General features: G+C 69.0%; 19 protein-coding genes. All 19 read left to right on the top strand.

Going from position 1 to position 22,599, the window contains the following annotated elements; translation table 11 throughout:
* Nucleotides 1-199 precede the first annotated feature (199 nt).
* Nucleotides 200-952, top strand: coding sequence for an MBL fold metallo-hydrolase (locus QA861_RS34015; protein WP_334592503.1), 753 nt, complete (start codon nucleotides 200-202; stop codon nucleotides 950-952).
* Nucleotides 953-1,175: 223 nt separating this feature from the next.
* A complete protein-coding gene (locus QA861_RS34010) occupies nucleotides 1,176-1,844 on the top strand; it encodes a GntR family transcriptional regulator (RefSeq protein WP_334592502.1) in 669 nt (222 codons plus the stop codon).
* Nucleotides 1,841-2,752: a dihydrodipicolinate synthase family protein gene (locus QA861_RS34005; RefSeq protein WP_334592501.1), complete on the top strand. Its 912-nt coding sequence runs from the start codon at nucleotides 1,841-1,843 to the stop codon at nucleotides 2,750-2,752. Before QA861_RS34010 ends, QA861_RS34005 begins: the two co-directional genes overlap by 4 nt.
* On the top strand, nucleotides 2,749-4,488 hold the full coding sequence (gene araD / locus QA861_RS34000; protein ID WP_334592500.1) for an L-arabinonate dehydratase: 1,740 nt from the start codon (nucleotides 2,749-2,751) through the stop codon (nucleotides 4,486-4,488). The genes QA861_RS34005 and araD overlap by 4 nt, the downstream gene beginning before the upstream one ends.
* A 136-nt stretch (nucleotides 4,489-4,624) precedes the next feature.
* On the top strand, nucleotides 4,625-5,560 hold the full coding sequence (locus QA861_RS33995; RefSeq protein WP_334592498.1) for a carbohydrate ABC transporter permease: 936 nt from the start codon (nucleotides 4,625-4,627) through the stop codon (nucleotides 5,558-5,560).
* Nucleotides 5,557-6,456 carry a carbohydrate ABC transporter permease gene (locus QA861_RS33990; protein WP_443041616.1) on the top strand — a complete coding sequence of 300 codons (900 nt, stop codon included), beginning with the start codon at nucleotides 5,557-5,559 and terminating at the stop codon, nucleotides 6,454-6,456. The genes QA861_RS33995 and QA861_RS33990 overlap by 4 nt, the downstream gene beginning before the upstream one ends.
* Entirely contained in the window at nucleotides 6,453-7,751 is a 1,299-nt protein-coding gene (locus tag QA861_RS33985) for a pectate lyase family protein (RefSeq protein ID WP_334592497.1), read from the top strand. Before QA861_RS33990 ends, QA861_RS33985 begins: the two co-directional genes overlap by 4 nt.
* Entirely contained in the window at nucleotides 7,748-8,923 is a 1,176-nt protein-coding gene (locus tag QA861_RS33980) for a Gfo/Idh/MocA family protein (protein WP_334592496.1), read from the top strand. The genes QA861_RS33985 and QA861_RS33980 overlap by 4 nt, the downstream gene beginning before the upstream one ends.
* Nucleotides 8,923-9,780 (top strand): DUF6807 domain-containing protein, encoded by an 858-nt coding sequence (locus tag QA861_RS33975; protein WP_334592495.1) that lies wholly within the window; start codon nucleotides 8,923-8,925, stop codon nucleotides 9,778-9,780. The genes QA861_RS33980 and QA861_RS33975 overlap by 1 nt, the downstream gene beginning before the upstream one ends.
* The gene (locus tag QA861_RS33970) at nucleotides 9,777-11,318 is read left to right on the top strand and encodes a glycoside hydrolase family 43 protein (RefSeq protein WP_334592493.1); all 1,542 of its coding nucleotides are present in this window, start codon (nucleotides 9,777-9,779) and stop codon (nucleotides 11,316-11,318) included. Before QA861_RS33975 ends, QA861_RS33970 begins: the two co-directional genes overlap by 4 nt.
* Before the next feature lie 33 nt (nucleotides 11,319-11,351).
* Nucleotides 11,352-13,364, top strand: a complete 2,013-nt coding sequence (locus QA861_RS33965) for a pectinesterase family protein (protein WP_334592492.1) — start codon at nucleotides 11,352-11,354, stop codon at nucleotides 13,362-13,364.
* Nucleotides 13,365-13,430: 66 nt separating this feature from the next.
* On the top strand, nucleotides 13,431-14,768 hold the full coding sequence (locus tag QA861_RS33960; RefSeq protein WP_334592491.1) for an ABC transporter substrate-binding protein: 1,338 nt from the start codon (nucleotides 13,431-13,433) through the stop codon (nucleotides 14,766-14,768).
* A 125-nt stretch (nucleotides 14,769-14,893) separates the two neighbouring features.
* The gene (locus QA861_RS33955) at nucleotides 14,894-15,694 is read left to right on the top strand and encodes a rhamnogalacturonan acetylesterase (RefSeq protein ID WP_334592489.1); all 801 of its coding nucleotides are present in this window, start codon (nucleotides 14,894-14,896) and stop codon (nucleotides 15,692-15,694) included.
* A gap of 53 nt (nucleotides 15,695-15,747) precedes the next feature.
* On the top strand, nucleotides 15,748-17,067 hold the full coding sequence (locus tag QA861_RS33950) for a pectate lyase family protein (protein ID WP_334592488.1): 1,320 nt from the start codon (nucleotides 15,748-15,750) through the stop codon (nucleotides 17,065-17,067).
* Between the two features lie 2 nt (nucleotides 17,068-17,069).
* The gene (locus QA861_RS33945) at nucleotides 17,070-18,191 is read left to right on the top strand and encodes a pectinesterase family protein (protein WP_334592487.1); all 1,122 of its coding nucleotides are present in this window, start codon (nucleotides 17,070-17,072) and stop codon (nucleotides 18,189-18,191) included.
* Between the two features lies 1 nt (nucleotide 18,192).
* Nucleotides 18,193-19,236 (top strand): pectinesterase family protein, encoded by a 1,044-nt coding sequence (locus QA861_RS33940; protein ID WP_334592486.1) that lies wholly within the window; start codon nucleotides 18,193-18,195, stop codon nucleotides 19,234-19,236.
* Nucleotides 19,223-20,404: a dienelactone hydrolase family protein gene (locus QA861_RS33935; RefSeq protein WP_334592485.1), complete on the top strand. Its 1,182-nt coding sequence runs from the start codon at nucleotides 19,223-19,225 to the stop codon at nucleotides 20,402-20,404. The genes QA861_RS33940 and QA861_RS33935 overlap by 14 nt, the downstream gene beginning before the upstream one ends.
* Nucleotides 20,405-20,512: 108 nt before the next feature.
* The gene (locus tag QA861_RS33930; RefSeq protein ID WP_334592484.1) at nucleotides 20,513-21,640 is read left to right on the top strand and encodes a right-handed parallel beta-helix repeat-containing protein; all 1,128 of its coding nucleotides are present in this window, start codon (nucleotides 20,513-20,515) and stop codon (nucleotides 21,638-21,640) included.
* A 155-nt stretch (nucleotides 21,641-21,795) separates the two neighbouring features.
* The gene (locus QA861_RS33925) at nucleotides 21,796-22,590 is read left to right on the top strand and encodes an HAD family acid phosphatase (protein WP_334592482.1); all 795 of its coding nucleotides are present in this window, start codon (nucleotides 21,796-21,798) and stop codon (nucleotides 22,588-22,590) included.
* Nucleotides 22,591-22,599: the final 9 nt, after the last annotated feature.

Raw genomic sequence — 22,599 nt, 5'->3', positions numbered from 1 at the left:
GGGTGCCGGGGTCTGCGCTGGATGGATGCGGCAGACGGGTGGGTGGGAAACACGGCCTGGGCTGGAGCAGTCTTGTCCTGGAACGCCGGACGGACTGAGATACGCGGGCCTGCGCTGCAGACAGCGGCACTGGCGAGTGGGTGGGAAGAGAAACCCCGAGCAGCCCCGCGCGGAGCGCCCCGCCCCGTACGCTCCGGGCATGCCCCTGAGCCTCACCGTCCTCGGCACCGCCTCTCCGCACCCGGCGCCGGGACGTCCCTGCTCCGGCTATCTGGTGCGCGGCGGCGGTGCCGAGGTGTGGATGGACGCCGGGCCCGGAACCTTCGCGGAATTGCAGAGGCACACCGATCCCGCACGGCTCACCGCCATCTGGATCTCCCATCTGCACGCCGACCACAACGCTGACTTGCTCGCCGCCGTGTACGGGTTCGCGTACGGCGGCCTTACCCCGCCCGCGCCGATCCCCGTCTACGCCCCGCGCGAGTGCGCGCGCCGGATCGCGGGGTTCTTCGGACAGCCCAACCTCGGCTTCCTGAGCGGAATCCTCGACTTCAGGCCGCTGCACGACGGCCACACCGTCCGGCACTGGAACCTGCGCCTCACGACCCGAGCCGTCTCCCACGGCATGGAGGCGTACGGGCTGCGCGCCGAGTCGCAGGGGAAGGTTCTCGCGTACTCCGGGGACACCGGACCCTGCGAGGCGCTCGCCGAACTCGCCCGGGGCGCCGACCTGTTCCTGTGCGAGGCGGACATCGACCGGCACGACGATGGCGATGGCGAACAGGTGCATCTGACGCCGGAGGACGCGGGCGCGTACGCGAAGGGGGCCGCCTCGCTGCTCATCACGCATGTCGGGCCCACGCTCACCCCCGAGGCGGCCACCGACCGCGCCGCCGCTGTTTTCGGCGGGCCCACCGACACGGCGTTCGAAGGCACCACGAAGCTCATCTGACGCACGGGACACCTCCGGCCCCGTGCGTCTTCTCGACTTCTCTCGCGTCTCTTCTCGACCTCTCTTCTCAACTTCTCTTGTCAGAAGCGTTGACGAAACACAGCCGCCCTCCTACCTTCAAGCCGTCGTACTTCGTACGTCATATATGAGACGCGATATGTGAGATCCGATACGCGAGATCTGATCCGGTGGATCCGATCCGTCAAGCTTCCGAGAGGCACGCATGACCTCTGTGCCCACGCCGATCCCGTCCCGCACGCAGTTCGTGCTGGAGGGGATCAAACACCGCATCCTCACCGGACAGTTGACACCGGGGCAGGCCCTGGTCGAGACCGAGCTCGCCGCACAGTTCGGGGTGTCGAAGACCCCGGTGCGCGAGGCGCTCAAGACGCTGGCCGGCACCGGGCTCGTCGTGATGAACCAGTACAAGGGTGTCACGGTGCGCATGGTGGACGCGGACATGGCGCGCGAGGTCTACGACGTACGGCTGCTCCTCGAACCGGAGGCCCTCAAGCGTTCGGTCCGCAGAGGAGCCTCGCTCGACGCCGCTCGTGATGCGCTGACCAGGGCCGACGAGGCCACCGACACCGCCGAACGCTCCCTGGCCAACCGGGAGTTCCACCGCTCCCTCTACGTCCGGTGCGGCAATCCGCTGCTCGGCCGGATGCTCGACGAGGTGCGCGACCAGGCGGCCCTGGTCTCCGCCGTCGCCTGGGCCGCCAACCCCTCCTGGGAGCGGGAGGCGGACGAGCACCGGGAGATCCTGCGGCTCGCCCTCGCCGGTGACTCCGACGGCGCGGCACGCGCCCTGCACGCCCATATCGAGTCGTTCGTGCAACGGGCTTACCCCGCAGGGGAGTCCGAGGTCAAGGGAGAGGGCGGTCAGGAATGAGCGGCGTGGCGTTCGAGGCCCAACGGGCGGCTCTGGCCGACGTGGTGGCGATCCCGGTGACCCCGTTCGCCGAGGACGGCACCGTCGACCAGATCGCTCACCGGGCCCTGCTGCGCCGACTGGTCGACGGCGGTATCACCACCCTCACGCCGAACGGCAACACGGGCGAGTTCTACACCCTGACCCCCGAAGAGCGGCGCCTCGTCACCGAGTTGACCCTCGACGAGGTCGGCGACCGCAGCGTGATCCTCGTCGGCGTCGGCCATGACGTCCCGACCGCGGTGGCCGCCGCCCGGCACGCCCAGGACAGCGGGGCCGCGATGGTGATGGTGCACCAGCCCATCCACCCGTACGTCTCCGAGGGCGGCTGGGTCGACTACCACCGGGCCATCGCCGAGGCCGTCCCCGAACTCGGGGTCGTTCCGTATATCCGCAACGCCTCGCTGAGCGGCCTGCGGCTCGCCGAACTCGCCGATGTCTGTCCGAACGTCATCGGCGTGAAGTACGCCGTCCCGGACGCCGCCCGGTTCGCGGCCTTCGCGCGGGACGCCGGCCTCGAACGCTTCGTGTGGGTGGCAGGGCTCGCCGAGCCCTACGCGCCCTCCTACTTCTCGGCCGGCGCCACCGGCTTCACCTCCGGCCTGGTGAACGTCGCCCCGGCCGTCTCGCTGAACATGATCGAAGCGCTTCGGTCGGGTGACTTCCCGGGCGCCATGAAGGTCTGGGAGCAGATCCGCCGCTTCGAGGAGCTGCGCGGTGCCAACGCCTCCGCGAACAACGTGACCGTCGTCAAGGAGGCCCTCGCCTCTCTCGGCCTGTGCCGCCGCGACGTCCGCCCGCCGAGCCGCGCGCTGCCCGAGGACGAACGTGCCGAGGTCGCCGCGATAGCCGCCGGGTGGTCCATATGAAGCCCGCCCAGGCACGAAAAGCGCCGGAAGAGCTGAGAAGCCACCAGTGGTACGGCACGGACGGGCTGCGTTCCTTCAGCCACCGGGCCCGTACCCGCCAGCTCGGCTACCTCCCCGAGGAGCACCTCGGCAAGCCCGTCATCGCGATCCTCAACACCTGGTCGGACATCAACCCCTGCCATGTGCACCTCCGTGACCGGGCGCAGGCCGTGAAGCGGGGCGTGTGGCAGGCCGGCGGATTCCCGCTGGAGTTCCCGGTCTCCACGCTCAGCGAGACCTTCCAGAAGCCGACCCCGATGCTCTACCGCAACCTCCTCGCCATGGAGACGGAGGAGCTGCTGCGCTCGTACCCGGTCGACGGGGCCGTCCTGATGGGCGGCTGCGACAAGTCGACGCCCGCCCTGCTGATGGGCGCCGCGTCCGTCGATCTGCCGGCCGTCTTCGTGCCCGCCGGGCCCATGCTGCCGGGGCACTGGCGCAACGAGATCCTCGGCTCCGGCACCGACATGTGGAAGTACTGGGACGACAAGCGTGCCGGGCTCATCGGTGACTGCGAGATGACGGAGCTGGAGAGCGGGCTCGCCCGTTCCCCCGGTCACTGCATGACCATGGGTACGGCGTCCACGCTCACCGCCGCCGCCGAGGCTCTCGGGGTGACCGTGCCGGGGGCGTCCAGCATCCCCGCCGTCGATTCCGGGCACGACCGGATGGCCGCCGCGTCAGGTATGAGGATCGTCGAACTGGTCCATCAGGACCGGAAGTTGAGCGACATCCTCACCGCCGACGCCTTCACCGACGCCGTCACGACCGTCCTCGGTCTCGGCGGCTCCACCAACGCCGTGATCCATCTGATCGCCATGGCGGGCCGGGCCGGAGTCCGGCTCACCCTCGACGACTTCGACCGCATCGCGCGGACCGTACCGGTGCTCGCCAACGTACGGCCCGGCGGACAGACGTACCTCATGGAGGACTTCCACTTCGCCGGCGGCCTGCCCGGATTCCTCTCCCGGATCACCGACCTGCTCCATCTGGACCGGCCGACGGTGTCGTACGACAGCATGCGCGAGCAGCTCGACGGCGTGTCGGTGCACAACGACGAGGTCATCCGGCCGCGCGACAGGCCGGTCGCGAGCGAGGGCGGGGTCGCCGTCCTGCGCGGCAACCTCTGTCCGGACGGCGCCGTCATCAAGCACATCTCCGCCGAGCCGCACCTGCTCAAGCACACCGGGCGCGCGGTCGTCTTCGACGACTACCGCACCATGCAACGCACCATCAACGACCCGGAGTTGGGCATCACCGCCGACACCGTCCTGGTGCTGCGCGGCTCCGGACCCAAGGGTGGCCCGGGCATGCCCGAGTACGGGATGCTGCCCATCCCCGACCATCTGCTCAAGCAGGGCGTACGGGACATGGTGCGGATCTCCGACGCCCGGATGAGCGGCACCAGTTACGGCACGTGCGTGCTGCACGTGGCCCCCGAGTCGCATGTCGGCGGGCCGCTCGCGCTCGTCCGCACCGGCGACACCATCACCCTCGACGTCGAGGGAAGGTCGCTTCAACTCAACGTGAACGACGATGAGTTGGCGCGCAGGCGGGCGGAGTGGACGCCGCCCGCCGAACGGTACGAGCGCGGCTACGGCGCGCTCTACAACGAGCAGATCACGCAGGCCGACACCGGCTGCGACTTCGAGTTCCTGGCCAGGCCGGGCAAGGTGCGCGACCCGTACGCGGGCTGACCCATCCGAGCCGCACGACACCGCTCACCCCTGCGCAGCGAGAAAGCGCTTCCTGTACGACGCACGCACGAAGCACGTACCCGCACGCGCACGCACGTACGACGCACGCACGACGTACCGAGAACGGAGAACAGTCATGGCCCAAGCCGCAGTCGTGGCGAAACCGCCCACGCCACCCCGGCGCCGGCGTGCCTCCGCGACGCCGCGAAGGCTCCCCTACCTGCTGATCGCACCGGCCGCCCTGCTCATGCTGGGCTTCATCGCCTACCCGGTCCTCAGCGTCTTCTACTACAGCCTGCAGAACTTCAACCCCACCAAGCCCTGGCGCAACGGCTTCGCGGGTTTCGACAACTTCACGCACGCCTTCACCAAGGACCCCCAGTTCTGGGACACCCTGGTCTTCAGCGGCAAGTGGGTCGTCGTCGAGGTCGGCCTGCAGCTGATGTTCGGTCTGGCGCTCGCGCTCATCGTCAACCAGACCTTCGTGGGGCGGTCGATCGGCCGCGCGCTCGTCTTCTCGCCCTGGGCCGTCTCCGGCGTCCTCACCTCCGCGATCTGGGTGCTGCTCTACAACTCCCAGACAGGCATCACCCGTTACCTCGCCGACGCGGGCATCGGGACGTACGGCACGAGCTGGCTGTCGGACACCTCCACCGTGTTCCCGGCGGCGATCGTCGCCGACCTCTGGCGAGGCGTGCCCTTCTTCGCGATCCTCATCCTCGCCGACCTCCAGTCCGTCTCCAAGGACCTGTACGAGGCCGCCGAGGTCGACGGCGCCAGCCGGTTCAAGCAGTTCTGGCACATCACGCTGCCGCACCTCAAGGACGCCATCGTCCTGTCCACGCTGCTGCGCGCGGTCTGGGAGTTCAACAACGTCGACCTCCTCTACACCCTCACGGGCGGCGGACCGGCCGGCGAGACCACGACACTCCCGCTCTACATCGCCAACACCAGCGTCGACGCCCACAACTTCGGCTACGCGTCGGCCCTCACCACGGTCGCGTTCGTGATCCTGCTCTTCTTCTCGATCGTCTACCTGCGGCTCAGCAAGTTCGGAGGGGAGAACAAGTGATCACCAAGGAAGCCACCGCGATCGTGCCCACGCCCGTGGACGACGTTCCCGAGCCGCCGCGCCCGCACAAGAAGCAGCGCCGCGCCTGGGACGAGGCCCCGCGCTGGCAGATCTACCTCCCCCTGGGGATCTACCTCGTCTTCACCCTCATCCCCTTCTACTGGATCCTGCTCTTCGCTCTGCGCCCGGCCGGTTCGACCTCCCTGGTCCCCTGGCCGATGACCAACGACCACTTCGAGAAGGTGTGGACCGAGCGAAGCTTCGGCACGTACTTCGAGAACAGCATCCTCGTCGGCCTCGCCACGCTGGTGATGACGACGCTCGTCGCCCTGGCCGGCGGATACGCCCTGGCCCGCTTCGACTTCAAGGTCAAGCGCGGCTTCATGCTGGCCCTGCTCTGCTCCCAGTTCGTGCCGGGGGCCCTGCTGCTGGTGCCGCTGTTCCAGATCTTCGCCCAGCTCCAGATGATCAACTCGCTGGGCGCGGTCATCATCGCCGAGACGGTCTTCCAGCTCCCGCTCTCGATGATCCTCATCAGCGGCTTCATCAGGAACGTGCCGTACACCCTGGAGGAGGCCGCCTGGGTCGACGGCTGCAACCGCTTCACCGCGTTCCGCATCGTCGTACTGCCCTTGCTGCGGCCCGGGTTGATCGCTGTCGGCTCCTTCGCCTTCGTGCACTCCTGGAACCACTTCCTGTTCGCCCTGATGTTCCTCAGCGACCAGGGCAAGCAGACCATCCCGGTCGGTCTCAACACCCTGATGAGCGCGGACAGTGTCGACCTGGGCGCCCTCGCGGCGGGCGGCATCATCGCCGCCGTGCCTGTGGTGATCGTCTTCGCCTTCATCCAGAAGTGGCTGATCACCGGCTTCAGCGCGGGGGCGGTGAAGGGATGAGACGCCTTCCCCAAGTCGTCGCCGCCATAGGGTTGTTGGGCGCCGTGCTGAGTACCCCGGCCGGTGCCGACGCCCGTGACCTCAGCCGCGACACGCTGCCCGCGAACGACGGCTGGGCCGCCGCCGACGGTGGCACCACCGGCGGCGCGGCGGCGGACGACGCCCACGTGTTCACCGTACGCAGTCGCGGCGAGCTGGTCCGCGCCCTCGACGGCGGCAGCGCCACCCCGAAGATCATCCGTGTCGCGGGGACGATCGACGCCAACACCGCTGACAACGGTGACCACTTGAGCTGCGGCGACTACGAGGACGGCACCGGGTACACCGTGCGCGAGTACCTCGCCGCGTACGACCCCCGCACCTGGGGCTCCGCCAAGCCGAGTGGGGTGCCGGAGGAGGCCCGGCAGGTCGCGGCGGCCCGGCAGGCCGAGCGGGTCGTGCTGCCGGTCGGGTCCAACACGACCATCCTCGGGCTCGGTTCGAGCGCCGTCCTCAAGGGGGCGAGCCTCCAGGTCAGGAACGCGGACAACGTGATCGTCCGCAACCTCGAACTCCGAGACGCCTACGACTGCTTCCCCGTCTGGCAGCCCAACTCCGGTGGCCTGGGCGACTGGAAGACGGCCTACGACAACCTCTGGCTCAACGGCGCCACCCATGTCTGGGTCGACCACGTCAGCGCCTCCGACAAGGGCCACGCGGACGCCGACGAGCCCACCTACTTCGCCCGCAACTACCTTCGCCACGACGGCCTGTTGGACATCACCAACCGCTCCGACCTGGTCACCGTCTCCTGGAGCCGGTTCGCCGACCACGACAAGGCGATGCTCATCGGCAGCGGCGACACCGCCACCGGCGACCGCGGGAAACTCCGCGTCACCCTGCACCACAACGAGTTCCGCTCGCTGACCCAGCGCGCCCCGCGTGTCCGCTTCGGCCAGGTGCACGTCTACAACAACCGCTACCTGATCGACCACGGCGACGACTACCGCTACTCCCTCGGGGTCTCGACCGAGTCCGCCGTGTACGCCGAGAACAACGCCTTCACCACCCCGGGGCACGTCGAGGCCGCCGACCTGGTCAAGAGCTGGAACGGAACCGCCCTGCACCAGACCGGCACCCTCTTCAACGGCTTCCCCGTCGATCTTCTGACCATCTACAACGCCTACAACTCTGGCAGCGAGCGCGACCTCACAGCCGACGTCGGCTGGACGCCTACCCTGCACACAAAGATCGACAGCGCCGACACGGCCGACCGAGAGGTGGCACGCGGCGCGGGCGCAGGGAGGCGCACATGAACACGACACCGAAGGCCACTCGTCTGGTCACCCCGGTTCCGGTAGTGCTCGCGGGAGCGCGCGGCCACGGGCACTGGCATCTCGCCAACATCCGCCGGCTCCAGGACAAGGGGCTCGTCCGGCTGGCAGGCGTCTGCGAGCTGACCCCGCTGAGCGACGAGGAGCTGGAGGGGCTCGCCGCGCCTGAGCAGTCCTCCGACTTCGGCGCCCTCCTCGACTCCACCGGCGCCGCGATCGCCGTGATCTGCACGCCGATCCCCACCCACACCGACCTCGCGCTCGTCGCCGCCACCAAGGGCGTACACCTGCTGCTGGAGAAGCCGCCGGCGCCGTCGTACGCGGAGTTCCGGCGGATGGCCGACGGGGTCGCGGCGGCCGGGGTCGCCTGCCAGATCGGATTCCAGTCGCTGGGCTCGCACGCCCTGTCCGCGATCCGGGAACTGATCGCCGAGGGCGTCATCGGCACGGTGACGGGTGTCGGCGGGGCGGGCGCGTGGGCGCGCGACGAGGCGTACTACCGGCGCGCGCCCTGGGCCGGCAAGCGCAGGCTGAACGGTGTGGACGTCATCGACGGCGCCCTCACCAACCCGCTCGCGCACGCCGTCGCCACCGGCCTCGCCCTCAGCGGCAACACCCGCGCCGAGGACGTCACCGGCATCGAGACCGAGCTGCTGCGCGCCAACGACATCGAGTCCGACGACACCTCCTGCGTCCGCGTATCCACCGCGAACGGCGTCCCGGTCACCGTCGCCGCCACCCTGTGCGCCGAACACCCGGACGACCCGTACGTCCTCGTGCACGGCACCAGCGGCCGGATCACCTTCTGGTACAAGCAGGACCGTGTGCTCCTCCAGCGCTCGGGACACGGCCCGGAGGAGTACGAGTACGACCGCACCGACCTGCTGGAAAACCTCGTCGACCATCTCACCGAGGGCGCCGAACTGCTGGTCGTGCCCGACGAGACAGGCGCCTTCATGCGGGTCGTCGAGGCGATCCGGCAGGCCCCCGACCCGGCCGAACTCCCCTCGGGCGCTTGGGAGTTCGCGCCCGGAGAGACCCCTCGCCGAGTGGTCCCCGGCATCGACGGCCTGGTCGCCGCGGCTGCCGACACCCTCTCCCTCTACTCCGAGCTGGGCGCCCCCTGGGCGCTCCCCAAAGAGGTGAGCACCTGATGAACCAGAACCAGATGCCCAACGAGTCGCTGGTCCTGCGGGTCGCGGGCCGCCCGGTCGGCCGCTACACCGGCCGGCCGGAGCTGCCGCTCCGCCACGCGCCCCGCCCGTATCTGCACCCCGTCACCACCCTGGCCGGCACCGCTGTCACCGAGCTCAGCCCCGCCGACCACACCCACCACCTCGGCGTCGGTGTCGCCATACCCGATGTCGAGGGGCACAACTTCTGGGGCGGGCGCACCTACGTAGGGGACCAGGGACCGACCGAGCTGGACAACCACGGAGCCCAGCGGCACACCGCCTACCAGCTCCGCGACCCCGACGGCTTCGTCGAGGAACTCCGCTGGATGGTCGGCGGCGGCGAACTGCTGCGTGAGCGCCGTACGGTCGCCGCCACCGAACTCACCAGCTCCGCCTGGGCGTTGGACTTCACCTTCTCCCTCACCAACATCACCTCCGCACCCCTCTCCATCGGCAGCCCGGCCACCAACGGCCGCCCCGGCGCGGCCTACGGCGGCTTCTTCTGGCGGGCCCGCAAGGAAGCCGGCAGTCCCGACGTCTTCACGGCCGCCACCGAGGGCGAGTCGGCGGTCCACGGCACCCGCGCCGACTGGGTCGCCCTGGCCGGCGCCAACTGGACCCTCGTCTTCGCCGGTGCCACCGAACAGACGCGCCGCGACCCGTGGTTCGTCCGGGCCGAGGAGTACCCGGGGGTCGGCTCGTCGCTCGCGTCCGACGAACGACTGCTGATCGGGCCGGGTGAGACAGCCGTACGCCGGATCGTCACGGTCGTCGCCGACGGGCGCCTCGACCGGGGCGAGGCCGCGGTTCTCGTACGGAAGGCGGTGAGCCCGTGATCACCAGCGCCGATCTCGGCGACGGGACATACCGCAACCCGGTCCTGAACGCCGACTGGTCCGACCCGGACGTCCTCCGGGTCGGCGACGACTTCTATCTCACCGCGTCCAGCTTCGGCCGGGCCCCCGGCCTGCCACTGCTCCACTCCCGGGACCTCGTCAACTGGACTCTCGTCGGTCATGCCCTCGAACGCCTGTGGCCGGCAGCCGAGTTCACGGTTCCGCGCCACGACTGCGGGGTCTGGGCGCCCTCGTTGCGGTATCACGACGACCGCTTCTGGATCTTCTGGGGCGACCCCGACCACGGCATCTTCCAGGTCAACGCCCCTGCCGTACGCGGCCCTTGGACCAGCCCGCACCTTGTCAAGGAGGGCAAGGGGTTGATCGACGCGTGCCCGCTGTGGGACGAGGAGACCGGCGAGGCGTATCTCGTGCACGCCTGGGCCAAGTCCCGGTCGGGCGTGAAGAACCGGCTCACCGGCCACCGAATGCACCCCGAGGGCACGGGACTTCTGGACGAGGGCAAGGTGATCGTCGACGGCGACCGCATCCCCGGCTGGTTCACCCTTGAGGGACCGAAGCTCTACAGGCACGACGGCTGGTTCTGGATCCTGGCGCCCGCCGGGGGAGTGGACACCGGCTGGCAGGGCGCCTTCCGCTCCCGTGACTTCTTCGGGCCGTACGAGGAGCGGATCGTCCTGGAGCAGGGGGACACCGACGTCAACGGGCCCCACCAGGGCGGCTGGGTGCGCACCTCGGCGGGCGAGGACTGGTTCCTCCACTTCCAGCAGCGGGGCCCGTACGGCCGTGTCGTACACCTCCAGCCGATGAGCTGGGGGGCGGACAGCGCGGACGGCTGGCCCGTCATGGGTGACGCCGGAGCCCCCGTCGCCGTACACCGCAAGCCGGACCTGCCGGTGCAGTCGCCCGCCGCGCCCGCCACCGACGACGACTTCCCCGGCGGACGGTACGGCCGTCAGTGGCAGTGGACGGCCAACCCCCATGACGGCTGGGCCACGCAGCACTCGGGGGACGGGCTGCGGCTGAGCTGCGTACGCAGCGCCGACGCCCACGACCTGCGGAAACTCCCGAACATCCTCACCCAGCGGTTGCCCGGCATCGCATGCGAGGTCGAGGTGGATTTGCGGCTCGACAGTGAGGAGCCGGGGGCGCGGGCCGGGCTGGCCCTGCTGGGTGACTCCTTCGGCTGGATCGGCCTGGAGCGGGCCCACGACGGGACGGTCCGGCTCGTCCATCGGTTCGCGGAGTCCGTCGCGGAGCGCGAGCGGGACGCCGGTCGGCCGCGAGTGGCTCCCGAGGGGCGGGCCCGGCTGCGGATCGCGATCGGGGCGGGAGCGCGCTGCCGGTTCTCCTACGACCTTGGCGCCGGGGACGGCTGGGAGTCGTCCGGGCCGGTGTTCGCGGCCACCCCCTGGCGTTGGGTCGGTGCCCTGCTCGGGCTCTTCGCGCTCGCGCCCGCCGACGGGGGACACGCCGGCGCGGCCACGTTCACGCAGTTCAGAGTCAGTTCCTTGTAACTCACTTTATTCGTATGCCTGTTGGGAGCCGCAATGACGCACTTCCCTAGCAAGCGCTTGCCGGGAGCCGGTAGAACCCTGGCCACCGTCATGGGTCTGACGGCTGCCCTGACCCTCGGGGCGGTCGACGAGGCGACAGCCGCCGCGCCCGCCTCCGCCACCTCCCACAGCCCCACGACGACGGCCGCCCGCTGGACGGACCAGCCGCACGGCTTCGCCTCTCTCGCCGGTGGCACCACCGGGGGCGCGGGCGGCAAGGTGGTCACGGTCACGGACCAGGCCTCGTTGGTGAAGTACGCGTCGGCCGAGGAGCCGTACGTCATCCGGGTCGCCGGCTCGGTCGCGGTGGCGCCCTTCGGATCCGATGTCGTCGTCGCCTCGAACAAGACGATCATCGGTGTCGGTGCCACCGGTGAGATCGTCCACGGCGAGCTGCACCTCAACCCCGGTACCAGCAACGTGATCATCCGCAATCTGACGATCCGTGACTCGTATGTCGAGGGCGACTGGGACGGCAAGACGACCGACTTCGACGCCATCCAGATGGACACCGTCGACCACGTGTGGATCGACCACAACCGCTTCGCGCACATGGGTGACGGGCTGCTCGACATCCGCAAGGACAGCCAGTACATCACCGTCTCCGACAACCAGTTCGCCAACCACAACAAGGCGTTCGGGATCGGCTGGACACCCAACGTGCTCACCCAGATCACCATCGACCACAACTGGTTCACCGGCACGAAGCAGCGCAACCCGTCCGCCGACAACTGCGCCTACGCGCACCTCTACAACAACTACGTGTCGGCGCAGGTCGCCGACGGCGATCCCGTCTGGACGTACGGGAACTGGTCGCGCGGCAAGACGAAGATGGTCATCGAGAACAGCTACTACGACGGTGTCCAGCATCCCTACCAGGCGGACGCCACCGCCGAGTTGGTGCAGCGCGGGTCGATCCTGAGGAACGCCAGCGGCCGGCAGGACACCTGGGGTACCGCCTTCGAACCGCGTGACTTCTACGCCTACCGGCTGGACCCGGCCGCTGCCGTACCCGCGCTGGTCAAGCGCTTTTCCGGGCCGCAGGCGCGGATCGGCGCCGCGGTCACGCTCAACGTCCCCGCCGACTACCCGACCGTCCAGGCCGCCGTCGACGCCGTGCCCGTTGGAAACGCCAGTCCGGTGACCGTCGCCGTCGCGCCGGGCACGTACCGCGAGAAGGTGTTCATCCCGGCCGGCAAGTCGAACATTTTGCTCCAGGGGACCGGCCGGAAGCGCTCCGACACCGTCATCGTCTACGACACACCCGCCGAGTACGGCGGTTCGACGGGCAGCGCGACGGTCCGGATCGCCGCGAACGACGTCACCGCCCGCAACCTCACCTTCAGCAACGACTTCGACGAGGCCGCCGTCGAGCTGAAGGGCGAGCAGGCGCTCGCGATGAAGACGACCGGCGACCGCATCGTCTTCGAGAACACCGCCTTCCTCGGCAACCAGGACACCCTGATGACCGACAGCCCCAAGCTGGACGTGATCAGCCGGGTCTACGTCCGCGACGCGTACATCGAGGGCGACGTCGACTTCATCTACGGGCGGGCGACGACCGTCATCGAGCGGTCGGTGATCCGCGCGCTGACCCGGGGTTCCACCACCAACAACGGCTACGTCACCGCCGCTTCGACCTGGACGGGCAATCCGTACGGCTTCCTGATCACCCGCTCGAAGGTCGTGAGCGATGCCCCCGCCGACTCCTTCCACCTCGGCCGGCCCTGGCACCCGGGCGGCGAGCCGAACGCCGTGGCCCAGGTCCTCTTCCGGGACACCGAGCTGCCTGTCGCGATCAAGGCCTCGCCGTGGACCGACATGAGCGGCTTCTCGTGGAAGGACGCCCGCTTCACCGAGTACGGGACCTACGGACCCGGCGCCCAAGTGACCGCTGACCGGCCGCAGTTGAGCGACGCCGACGCCGCTTCGTACACCGTCGCCGACTACCTGCGCGGGACGGACGGCTGGGCTCCGTACGCCTGGGCTCCGTACGCCCGCCGCTGACCCCCCACAACTTCATAGTTCCGACTGATCCAGAAGAGTTTGATCCAGAAGAGAGAGTGCCGACCAATGAAGATCAGCATCCGCAGAAGCAGGCGCGCGGCCATCGCCGTGGCCCTGGGTTCCGTACTCGCCCTGACCGCCACCGCCTGCGGTGACGACGGCAGCGGAGCGGGCGGGGACAAGGGCAACGAGGGTTCGGGCAAGGGCGAGATCACCTTCTGGGACAACAACGGCGGTGTGCGCACCGACGTCTGGAAGGAGATCATCGCCGACTTCGAGAAGGCCAACCCCGACATCAAGGTCAAGTACGTCGGGATACCGTCCGACAGCATCCAGTCCAAGTACGACACCGCGATCCAGGGCGGTGGCCTGCCCGACGTCGGCGGCGTCGGCGCGGCCATGCTCGCCGGCATCGCCGCCCAGAACGCCCTGGAGCCGCTGGACGAACGGCTCTCCGGCAGCTCGCTCAACGGCAAGCTGACCCCGGGCATGATCGACAGCGTGCGCAGCGCGGGCGGCGGGGACGACCTGTTCACCGTGCCGACCTCCGCGAACAACGGCACGCTCTGGTACCGCACCGACCTGTTCAAGGCGGCGAAGCTCGACCCGCCGACCACCTGGTCGAAGTTCTACGCCGCGGCCGACAAGCTCACCGACGCGAGCAACAACAAGTTCGGTTACACCATTCGTGGTGGTGAGGGGTCGATCGCGCAGGCCCTGGACGCGATGTACGGGCAGTCCGGCATCACGTCGTTCTGGAAGGACGCGAAGACCACCGTCAACGACCCGAAGAACGTGGCGGCGCTGGAGAAGTACACCGCGCTGTTCAAGAAGGACACTCCGTCCGCCGACGTCAACAACGACTTCAAGAAGATGGTCGCCCAGTGGGACAGCGGCGACATCGGCATGCTGAGTCACAACCTCGGCTCCTACCAGGACCATCTGAAGGCGCTGGAGGGCAAGTTCCGGGGCATCCCGAACCCGACGCAGGACGACGGGACGCGGGTCCAGGTCTCCAACCCCGTTGACGGACTCGCTCTGTTCAAGTCCAGCAAGAACAAGACGGCCTCGTGGAAGTTCATCGAGTTCGCTGTGTCGCACGCCTCCAACAGCAAGTGGAACGAGTCCGCCGGCGCCATTCCGTCCAACACGGAGGCGGCGAAGGACGCGTGGATCCAGTCCGCGGAGGCGACGAAGCTGGCGGCCGAGTCGCTGAACAGCGGCACGATCAAGATCGTGCAGCTGCCGTACTACCTGCCCGACTGGAACACGATCTCGAAGGCGGACAACGAGCCGAACTTCCAGAAGGTGCTGTTGAAGAAGATGAGCGCGAAGGACTTCCTGGACACGTTGGCCGAGCAGCTGAACGCTGCGCAGGCTGAGTGGAATCAGCAGAGCAGCTAGGTCGTGTTTTGGCTGCGGGTTCGCCGTGGCTTGTCGCGCCCCGCGGCGGAGCCGCAATCAGATACAGTCCCGCGCCCCTACATACGGGGCGCGGGCCCTCGCCCCCCTTTGAAAGGCACAACGTCGTGTCTCTTAGCCGTAGACAAGTGACCATGGCCGCGATTGCTGCCGTTCCGCTCGCTGTCGCCGCCTCTGGAAGCGCCTCGGCGCATTCCGGTCGCCGTGCCCGCACCGTCTATATCGCCGGTGATTCCACCGCCGCCCAGAAATATGCCGACGCCGCCCCGGAGACCGGGTGGGGAATGGCTCTGCCCTTCTTTCTGCGGAAGGATCTGGTCGTCGCCAATCACGCGGTGAACGGGCGTAGTTCCAAGAGTTTCGTCGACGAAGGGCGACTGGACGCCATTCTCGATGTGATCGCCCCCGGTGACTTCCTGATCATCCAGTTCGGGCACAACGACGAGAAGACCGCCGACCCCGTCCGGTACACCGAGCCCTGGACGACGTACCAGGACCATCTGCGGCTGTACATCGACGGTGCGCGGGCCCGTGGTGCCCTGCCGGTGCTCGCCACGTCCGTCGAGCGGAGGAAGTTCGACGGACGCGGCAACGCGGTGCCGACCCACGGCGACTACCCGGCGGCGATGCGTGCGCTCGCCGGGGAGGAGAGCGTGGCGCTGCTCGACATCCAGGCCCTGTCGATCGCGCTCTGGCAGGAGCTGGGCGTCGAGGAGACGAAGAAGTACTTCAACTGGACAGCGACCGAGCAGGACAACACGCACTTCAATCCGCCGGGTGCCATCGCCGTGGCCCGGCTCGTCGCCGCCGAGCTGGTGCGGCGCCGGGTGCTGGCGCGCCGGGACGTGCGCCGCCTCGACGACGCGATCCCGGAGTCCTGGATCACCTGGCCGCCGGCCGTCGTCTAGCCGCTTTCCGCCTCAAGACCTCCCGCCCGTTCTTTCAGAAAGAGAGCCGTACCATGAACGTTCGCTCATGTCATGATCATGCCACCATGAAGGCCGCCGTCCTGCTCGGCTGCACGGCCCTCGTCCTCACCGTCACCGGGCCCGCCGCCCAGGCCGCCGCTCCGGCCCCTGACCTCGGCCGCCAGACCCTCGCCGCCGGTGACGGCTGGGGGTCCGACGCGGGTGGCACGACCGGAGGTTCGGCCGCCGACGCCGCCCACGTCTACACCGTCACCACCTGGGCGCAGTTCAAGGCCGCGCTGAAGGACGGCGGCAGCGCACCCAAGATCATCAAGGTCAAGGGCATGATCGACGCCGTGTCCGAGGGCTGCGAGGCCTTCACCACCGGCGGATACGACCTCCAGCAGTACCTGAAGGACTACGACCCGGCCGTCTACGGCAACGACAAGGTGGCCATGGGGCCGCAGGAGGACGCGCGGGTCGCGTCCATGGCCAACCAGGACTCGGCGATCAAGGCCGCCATCCCCAGCAACACCACCATCGTCGGCGTCGGCAAGAACTCCGGCATCCTCGGCGGCAGCCTCCAGATCAAGGCCGTCTCGAACGTCATCGTGCGCAACCTCACCATCGAGGCCCCCCTCGACTGCTTCCCGAAGTGGGACCCGACCGACGACAACAACACCGGCAACTGGAACTCCGAGTACGACGCCGTCGTCGTCTACGGCACCGACCACGTGTGGATCGACCACAACACCCTCACCGACGGCCGCTACCCCGACAGCGAGCGGCCGAGCTACTTCGGCAAGGTCTTCCAGCAGCACGACGGGCTCACCGACATCGTGCGCGGCGCCAACTACGTCACCGTGTCCTGGAACTCCTTCAAGGACCACGACAAGAACATGCTGATCGGGAACAGCGACAGCACCGCCACCACCGACGGCGGCAAGCTCAAGGTCACCATGCACCACAACAAGTTCGACGGGATCCTCCAGCGCTCCCCGCGGGTGCGCTTCGGACAGGTCGACGTCTACAACAACAGCTACGTGGTGCCCGAGTCGCAGAAGTCCGACTACTACCTCTTCGGTGTCGGCATCTCCTCGCAGTTGTACGCCAGTGACAACGCCATCTCACTGCCGGCCGGCGCCGAGGTCGGCAAGGTGCTGAAGAAGTGGAGCGAGTCCCCGCTCACCGCCGTGAACAACTACGTCAACGGCCGGCTGACCGATCTGATCGCCGTCCACAACGCCGAGATCCCCGCCGAGACGCTCCAGTCGGGCGCCGGCTGGACACCCACGCTGCGCACGAAGGTCGACTCGCCGCGCGCGGTGCCGTCCGTCGTCAACCGCGGTGCGGGCGCGGGCAAGGTCTGCTGATCATGGCGAGCCCTGAACTCCCGTTGAGCAGACGGTCGTTCGTCGCCGCGAGCACCGGGGCCGCACTGGCCCTGGGGCTCGCGGCCCCCGCCCGCGCGGCCGGCCGGACCCGCTTCGGCCGCTACGGCTCCCCGTCCCGCCGCCTGACCGAGCAGACGCTGTACGTCGACGCGGCAGGCACCGGCGACTTCACCGGCGTCCAGGCCGCCGTCTCGGCGGTGAGCGGCAGCGGATTCACGCTGGTCGTCGCACCGGGCGTCTACCGCGAGACCGTCGCCGTCCCGGCCACCCGTACGGAACTGACCCTGATCGGCGCCTCCGAGAACCCGCGTGACGTCGTCATCGTTCACGACAACGCCGCCGGCACCCCGAAGCCCGGCGGCGGCACCTACGGCACCACCGGCTCCGCCACCACCCTCGTCCAGGCCGTCGACTTCACGGCCCGGTGGATCACCTTCGCCAACGACTGGCTGCGCGCCGACCACCCGGAGATCGCGGGGACCCAGGCCGTCGCCATCAAGGTCCAGGGCGACCGTGCGGCGTTCCACCACTGCCGGTTCCTCGGCCACCAGGACACGCTGTACGCCGACTCGATGAGCCGTGAGGCGTACGCCCGGCAGTACTTCGCCGACTGCTACGCCGAAGGGGACGTCGACTTCGTCTTCGGCCGGGCCACCGCCGTGTACGAGCGCTGCCACTTCCGCACCCTCGACCGCACCGACCTCGCGGGCACCCCCTTCGGTTTCGTCTTCGCACCGTCCACCGTGGGCACCAACCCCCGCGGCTATCTGGTGACCGACAGCCGCATCACCAGTGAAGCCCCGGACGCCGCCTACAAGTTGGCCCGCCCCTGGGTGCCCAGCTCCGACACCACCGCCCGCCCGATGCTCACCGTCCGGGACACCCGCCTCGGCCCCGGCATCGACGCGGTCGCGCCCTACACCAACATGTCGGACAGCTACCCGTGGCAGGGCCAGCGGTTCGCCGAGTACCGGAACACGGGCCCGGGAGCCAGGATCGTCGTCGCTGAGAACCGGCCCCAACTGGGCGCCGCCGAAGCCGAGTCGGCGACCCGTGAGGCGTACCTCGGCGACTGGACGCCGTGGCGCGGGCGGTGGTGCTGAGATGCGCCGACGCACACTGCTCACCGGGTTCACGGCAGGCCTGATCGCCGCCGGGACGGCTCCCGCCCTCGCGTCCGCCGCGCATCGCGTCCTGCATGTCCGTCCCGGCGGCTCCGTCCAGGCCGCCGTGGACGCGGTGGTCGCGAGCGGCGGGGTGGGCCGGACGATCGTCGTGCACCCGGGGACGTACCGCGAGGTCGTCAACATTCCTGCCCAGGCCGCCGAGTTGACGATCCGTGGCGCCACCCGCGACCCGCGCGACACCGTCATCGTGTACGACAACGCCAACGGCACGCAGAAACCCGACGGTTCGGGCACCTACGGCACCGGCGGCTCCGCCACCTTCACCTCGGCGGCGCCCGGCCTGACCGTCCGCGACCTGACCCTCGCCAACGACTGGCTGCGCGCCGACCACCCGGAGATCACGGGGACGCAGGCCGTCGCCGCGTATGTCACGGGGGACCGGTCGAAGTTCACCCGGGTCCGGTTCCTCGCCCACCAGGACACCCTGTTCGCGGACACGACGGCACTGACCGCGTTCGACCGCCACTACTACCGCGACTGCTACATCGAGGGCGACGTCGACTTCGTCTTCGGGCGGGCACGGGCCGTCTTCGAGCGCTGCCACTTCCACACCCTCGACCGGGACGTCGCCTTCAAGCCCGAGGGCATGGTCTTCGCCCCCGCCACGGCCCGGGCCAACCCCTACGGCTTCCTGGCCGTGCGCGGACTCGTGACCTCGGGCGCGGAGGACGGCGCGTACAAGGTCGCCCGGCCCTGGGTGCCGTCGTACGAGACAACCGCCTGGCCCTCACTGGTCGTCCGGGACACCTGGCTGGGCCCGGGCATCGACGCCGTGACCCCGTACACCAACATGCGCGAGGCCTATCCCTGGCAGACCATGCGCTTTCGGGAGTACGGCAACTGCGGTCCGGGCGCGGTGATCACGGCGCCGGAGAACCGGCCGCAGCTCACGGCGGCGGAGGCCGGCGAGCACACGCGGCGGACGTATCTCGGCAACTGGTGCCCGTATGACCGGCCGTGATCCGGCGGTGGGGCGGCGGACGTTCGTCGTGGGAGCGGGGGCGGCGCTGATCAACGGAGCCGCAGCCCAACCCGCCGGGGCGGCACCGGGGTTGGAGTCGGCGGTCGTCGACGGCCCGCTGCCCGGCTTCTACCCGGCGCTCAAGGACGAGCTGACCTTCCCGCTCGCCTGGGGCAGATCCGGCGTCCGGGACTTCCGGGCCTGGCGCCGCATCGCCCGAGCCAAGGTGGAGGAGACGCTGCTCGTCGAGCCGGACGGTGACGGGACCCCGTACGGTCCGGAGTTCAGCGGCCGCACCGAAACCCCGTCTTACACAAGGGAGTTGGTGACCCTAGCCCTCACCCGGTACGAGCCCGTGCGCGGCGCGCTGCTCACCCCGCACGGCCCGGGACCCTTCCCCGCGGTACTGCTGCTCCACGACCACGGAGCGAAGTTCGACATCGGGAAGGAGAAGCTGGTCCGCCCCTGGTACGACGACACGAGGCTCGCCTCCGCGCAGGCCTGGGCGGACCGCTACTTCAGCGGACGCTTCGTCGGCGACGAGCTCGCCCGGCGCGGCTACGTCGTGCTGGCGCTCGACGCGCTCGGCTGGGCCGACCGGGGTCCCCTCGTCTACGACCAGCAGCAGGCCCTCGCCAGCAACCTGTACAACCTCGGCTCGTCCCTCGCCGGACTCATGGCCCGCGAGGACGTACGCGCTGCCCGCTTCCTCGCCGGGCTCGACCGCGTGGACCGGCGGCGGGTCGCCGCCGTCGGGTTCTCCATGGGCGCCTTCCGCGCCTGGCAGACCGCCGCGCTCAGCGACGACATCGCCGCGGCGGCCAGCGTCTGCTGGATGACCGGGCTGAAGGAAATGATGGTCCCCGGCAACAACACCCTGCGCGGCCAGTCCAGTTACCACATGCTCCACCCCGGGCTGGCCCGACATCTCGACTTCCCCGACGTGGCGAGCATCGCCGCACCCAGGCCGATGCTGTTCTTCCACGGCGCCCAGGATCCGCTGTTCCCGGCGGACGGCGTCCGCGTGGCCCACGAGAAGCTGCGCGCCGTCTGGCGCTCGCGCCGCGCCGGGGAGCGGCTGCACACCAGGATCTGGCCCGACCTCGGCCATGTGTTCACCGCACCCATGCAGGACGACGTCTTCTCATGGCTGGACGCCGTCCTGTAACCCCCACCGCCCGCCCCTACCGCTTCCCCAACCCCCACGCACCCCACGCCCAACCTCCCACCACTTCCCCGACTCCCCTCCCCGTTACGACGAAAGGACCCGCACGTCATGCGTCGTATCACTCGTGTCAACAGCTCCCTGACCGCTCTCGCCGTCGCCACCACCGCCGGTGTCGGACTCGCGGTACTCCCCAGCCCCGCCCAGGCCGCGACCGTGGTCGTCTCCACCTCCGCCCAGCTCAGCAGCGCCATCTCCGGCGCCGCCGCCGGCACCACCATCCAGGTGCGCGCGGGCACGTACTATCCGACGGCCACCCTCCAGTCGACGGCCAACGGCACGTCCGCCAGCCGTATCTACCTCCAGCCGTACGGCTCGGAGACGGTCAAGATCGACGGGTCGAACCTGCCCGCCGGTGACTGGATCTTCAAGCTGACCGCCGACTACTGGACCGTCTCCAACATCACGTTCCAGAACTCGCCGGACAGCGCGGTCGTCTGCCAGTCCTGTGCCTCGACGGTCTGGAGCAACATCAAGACCATCAACGGCGGCGACTCCGGCTTCACCCTCACCGGCGACAACACCACCAACAACACGGTCAGGAACATCGACTCGTACGGCAACTACGACCCCGCCAACCACGGCGAGAACGCCGACGGGATCGCCGTGAAGTTCGGCTCCGGCACCGGCAACCTCATCACCGGCGCCCGCCTCTACAACAACTCGGACGACGGTATGGACTTCTGGTCCTTCTCGTCCCCCGTCACCGTCGAGCACACCTGGTCGATGGGCAACGGCAGGAACCGCTGGTCCGACTCGGCGTTCGCGGGCGACGGCAACGGCTACAAGCTGGGCGGCGACGGAGAGACCGTGGCCCATGTCATCAACAACTCGGCCGCCTGGGACAACGCGGGCAACGGTTTCACCGAGAACAGCAACAAGGGCGCCATCGTCATCAACCGCACCACCGCCTACGCCAACGCCAAGTGGGGCTACTACTTCGCCACCGGAGCGGCCAGGCTCGGCAAGAACCTGGCCGTCGGCAACGGTTCAGGGACGGTGAGCAAGGGCTCGTCGGTCACCTCGTCGGGCAACAACTGGGACTCGGGGATCTCGACCCCGTCCTTCGTGTCCACGAACGCGTCGACCACGTTCAACTCCCGTGCGGCGGCCGGCACTTTGCCCGCGACGACGTTCCTGACGACGGGCAGCAGCACGATCGGGGCGACGATGAACTGACCGCCCGCCGGGGCGAGCTGTGAGACGGACCGAGGGGTGCGGCACCGCTGTCGCGCCCCTCGCTCCTCAATGGCTGGTTTACGCCCCCTATGGACTTGATATAGATCAGGCAAAAGGTCTGGCAACCGGGAGGGTGACGCGCGTAGAAACCTGTCATGCATAAGCCATCTCGTTTCGCGACACTCGCTGTCGCCGGTGCCGTCGCCGGCGCCGCACTGTACGGCACCGGCGCGGCCACCGCCGGTCAGTCCACGGCGAACTCCACGCACGAGCCCCACAACATCGGGCTCCTGGTCGGGGAGATCGACGCCTACTACGGCACCACGGCCGACAGTGCCGGTGTGTACCAGGCCTCCTCCACCAGCCCGTACGCCAAGGACCTGGCTCGGATCGAGTCCGCGGCGAAGAAGTACATCGACAAGGCGGCGCACAAGAAGCCGCACAAGGGTAAGAAGCCCGCTGTCGTTTTCGACATCGACGACACGCTGCTGCTCTCCCTCGACTACGAGAAGAAGACCAACTACACGTACAACGGGGCGACTTGGACCGACTACGTGGCCAAGGCCGACCGCCCGGCCGTCTTCGGCACGCCCGAGCTGGTCGCCTACGCCAAGGCCAAGGGCGTCGAGGTGTTCTACAACTCCGGCCTGAAGGAGTCGCAGCGCGCCGCGGCCGTCGCGAACCTGAAGAAGGTCGGCGCCGACATCAACCTCGACGCCGACCACATGTTCCTCAAGGACGCGGCCAACCCGCCCGCCTACCTGAGCGCCTGTGCCACGCCCGGTACCTGGACCTGCACGACCGTGCAGTACAAGTCCGGTACCCGCAAGCACATCGAGGACCTCGGCTACGACGTCATCGCCAACTTCGGTGACCAGTACTCGGACCTCGACGGCGGCTACGCCGACAAGACGTACAAGATCCCGAACCCGACGTACTTCGTCAGCTAGTTCTTGTCG

The sequence above is a fragment of the Streptomyces sp. B21-083 genome (assembly GCF_036898825.1).
GTDB lineage: Bacteria > Actinomycetota > Actinomycetes > Streptomycetales > Streptomycetaceae > Streptomyces.
Note: the sequence above shows the minus strand (reverse complement) of the source record. Positions and strands in the feature narration are given on the sequence as shown.

Bases quoted from the DNA above. Each gene is read 5' to 3' on its own strand.
- QA861_RS34015 (WP_334592503.1), top strand. From the start codon at position 200: ATGCCCCTGAGCCTCACCGTCCTCGGCACCGCCTCTCCGCACCCGGCG.
- QA861_RS34010 (WP_334592502.1), top strand. From the start codon at position 1,176: ATGACCTCTGTGCCCACGCCGATCCCGTCCCGCACGCAGTTCGTGCTG.
- QA861_RS34005 (WP_334592501.1), top strand. From the start codon at position 1,841: ATGAGCGGCGTGGCGTTCGAGGCCCAACGGGCGGCTCTGGCCGACGTG.
- araD (WP_334592500.1), top strand. From the start codon at position 2,749: ATGAAGCCCGCCCAGGCACGAAAAGCGCCGGAAGAGCTGAGAAGCCAC.
- QA861_RS33995 (WP_334592498.1), top strand. From the start codon at position 4,625: ATGGCCCAAGCCGCAGTCGTGGCGAAACCGCCCACGCCACCCCGGCGC.
- QA861_RS33985 (WP_334592497.1), top strand. From the start codon at position 6,453: ATGAGACGCCTTCCCCAAGTCGTCGCCGCCATAGGGTTGTTGGGCGCC.
- QA861_RS33980 (WP_334592496.1), top strand. From the start codon at position 7,748: ATGAACACGACACCGAAGGCCACTCGTCTGGTCACCCCGGTTCCGGTA.
- QA861_RS33975 (WP_334592495.1), top strand. From the start codon at position 8,923: ATGAACCAGAACCAGATGCCCAACGAGTCGCTGGTCCTGCGGGTCGCG.
- QA861_RS33965 (WP_334592492.1), top strand. From the start codon at position 11,352: ATGACGCACTTCCCTAGCAAGCGCTTGCCGGGAGCCGGTAGAACCCTG.
- QA861_RS33960 (WP_334592491.1), top strand. From the start codon at position 13,431: ATGAAGATCAGCATCCGCAGAAGCAGGCGCGCGGCCATCGCCGTGGCC.
- QA861_RS33950 (WP_334592488.1), top strand. From the start codon at position 15,748: ATGAACGTTCGCTCATGTCATGATCATGCCACCATGAAGGCCGCCGTC.
- QA861_RS33945 (WP_334592487.1), top strand. From the start codon at position 17,070: ATGGCGAGCCCTGAACTCCCGTTGAGCAGACGGTCGTTCGTCGCCGCG.
- QA861_RS33940 (WP_334592486.1), top strand. From the start codon at position 18,193: ATGCGCCGACGCACACTGCTCACCGGGTTCACGGCAGGCCTGATCGCC.
- QA861_RS33935 (WP_334592485.1), top strand. From the start codon at position 19,223: ATGACCGGCCGTGATCCGGCGGTGGGGCGGCGGACGTTCGTCGTGGGA.
- QA861_RS33930 (WP_334592484.1), top strand. From the start codon at position 20,513: ATGCGTCGTATCACTCGTGTCAACAGCTCCCTGACCGCTCTCGCCGTC.
- QA861_RS33925 (WP_334592482.1), top strand. From the start codon at position 21,796: ATGCATAAGCCATCTCGTTTCGCGACACTCGCTGTCGCCGGTGCCGTC.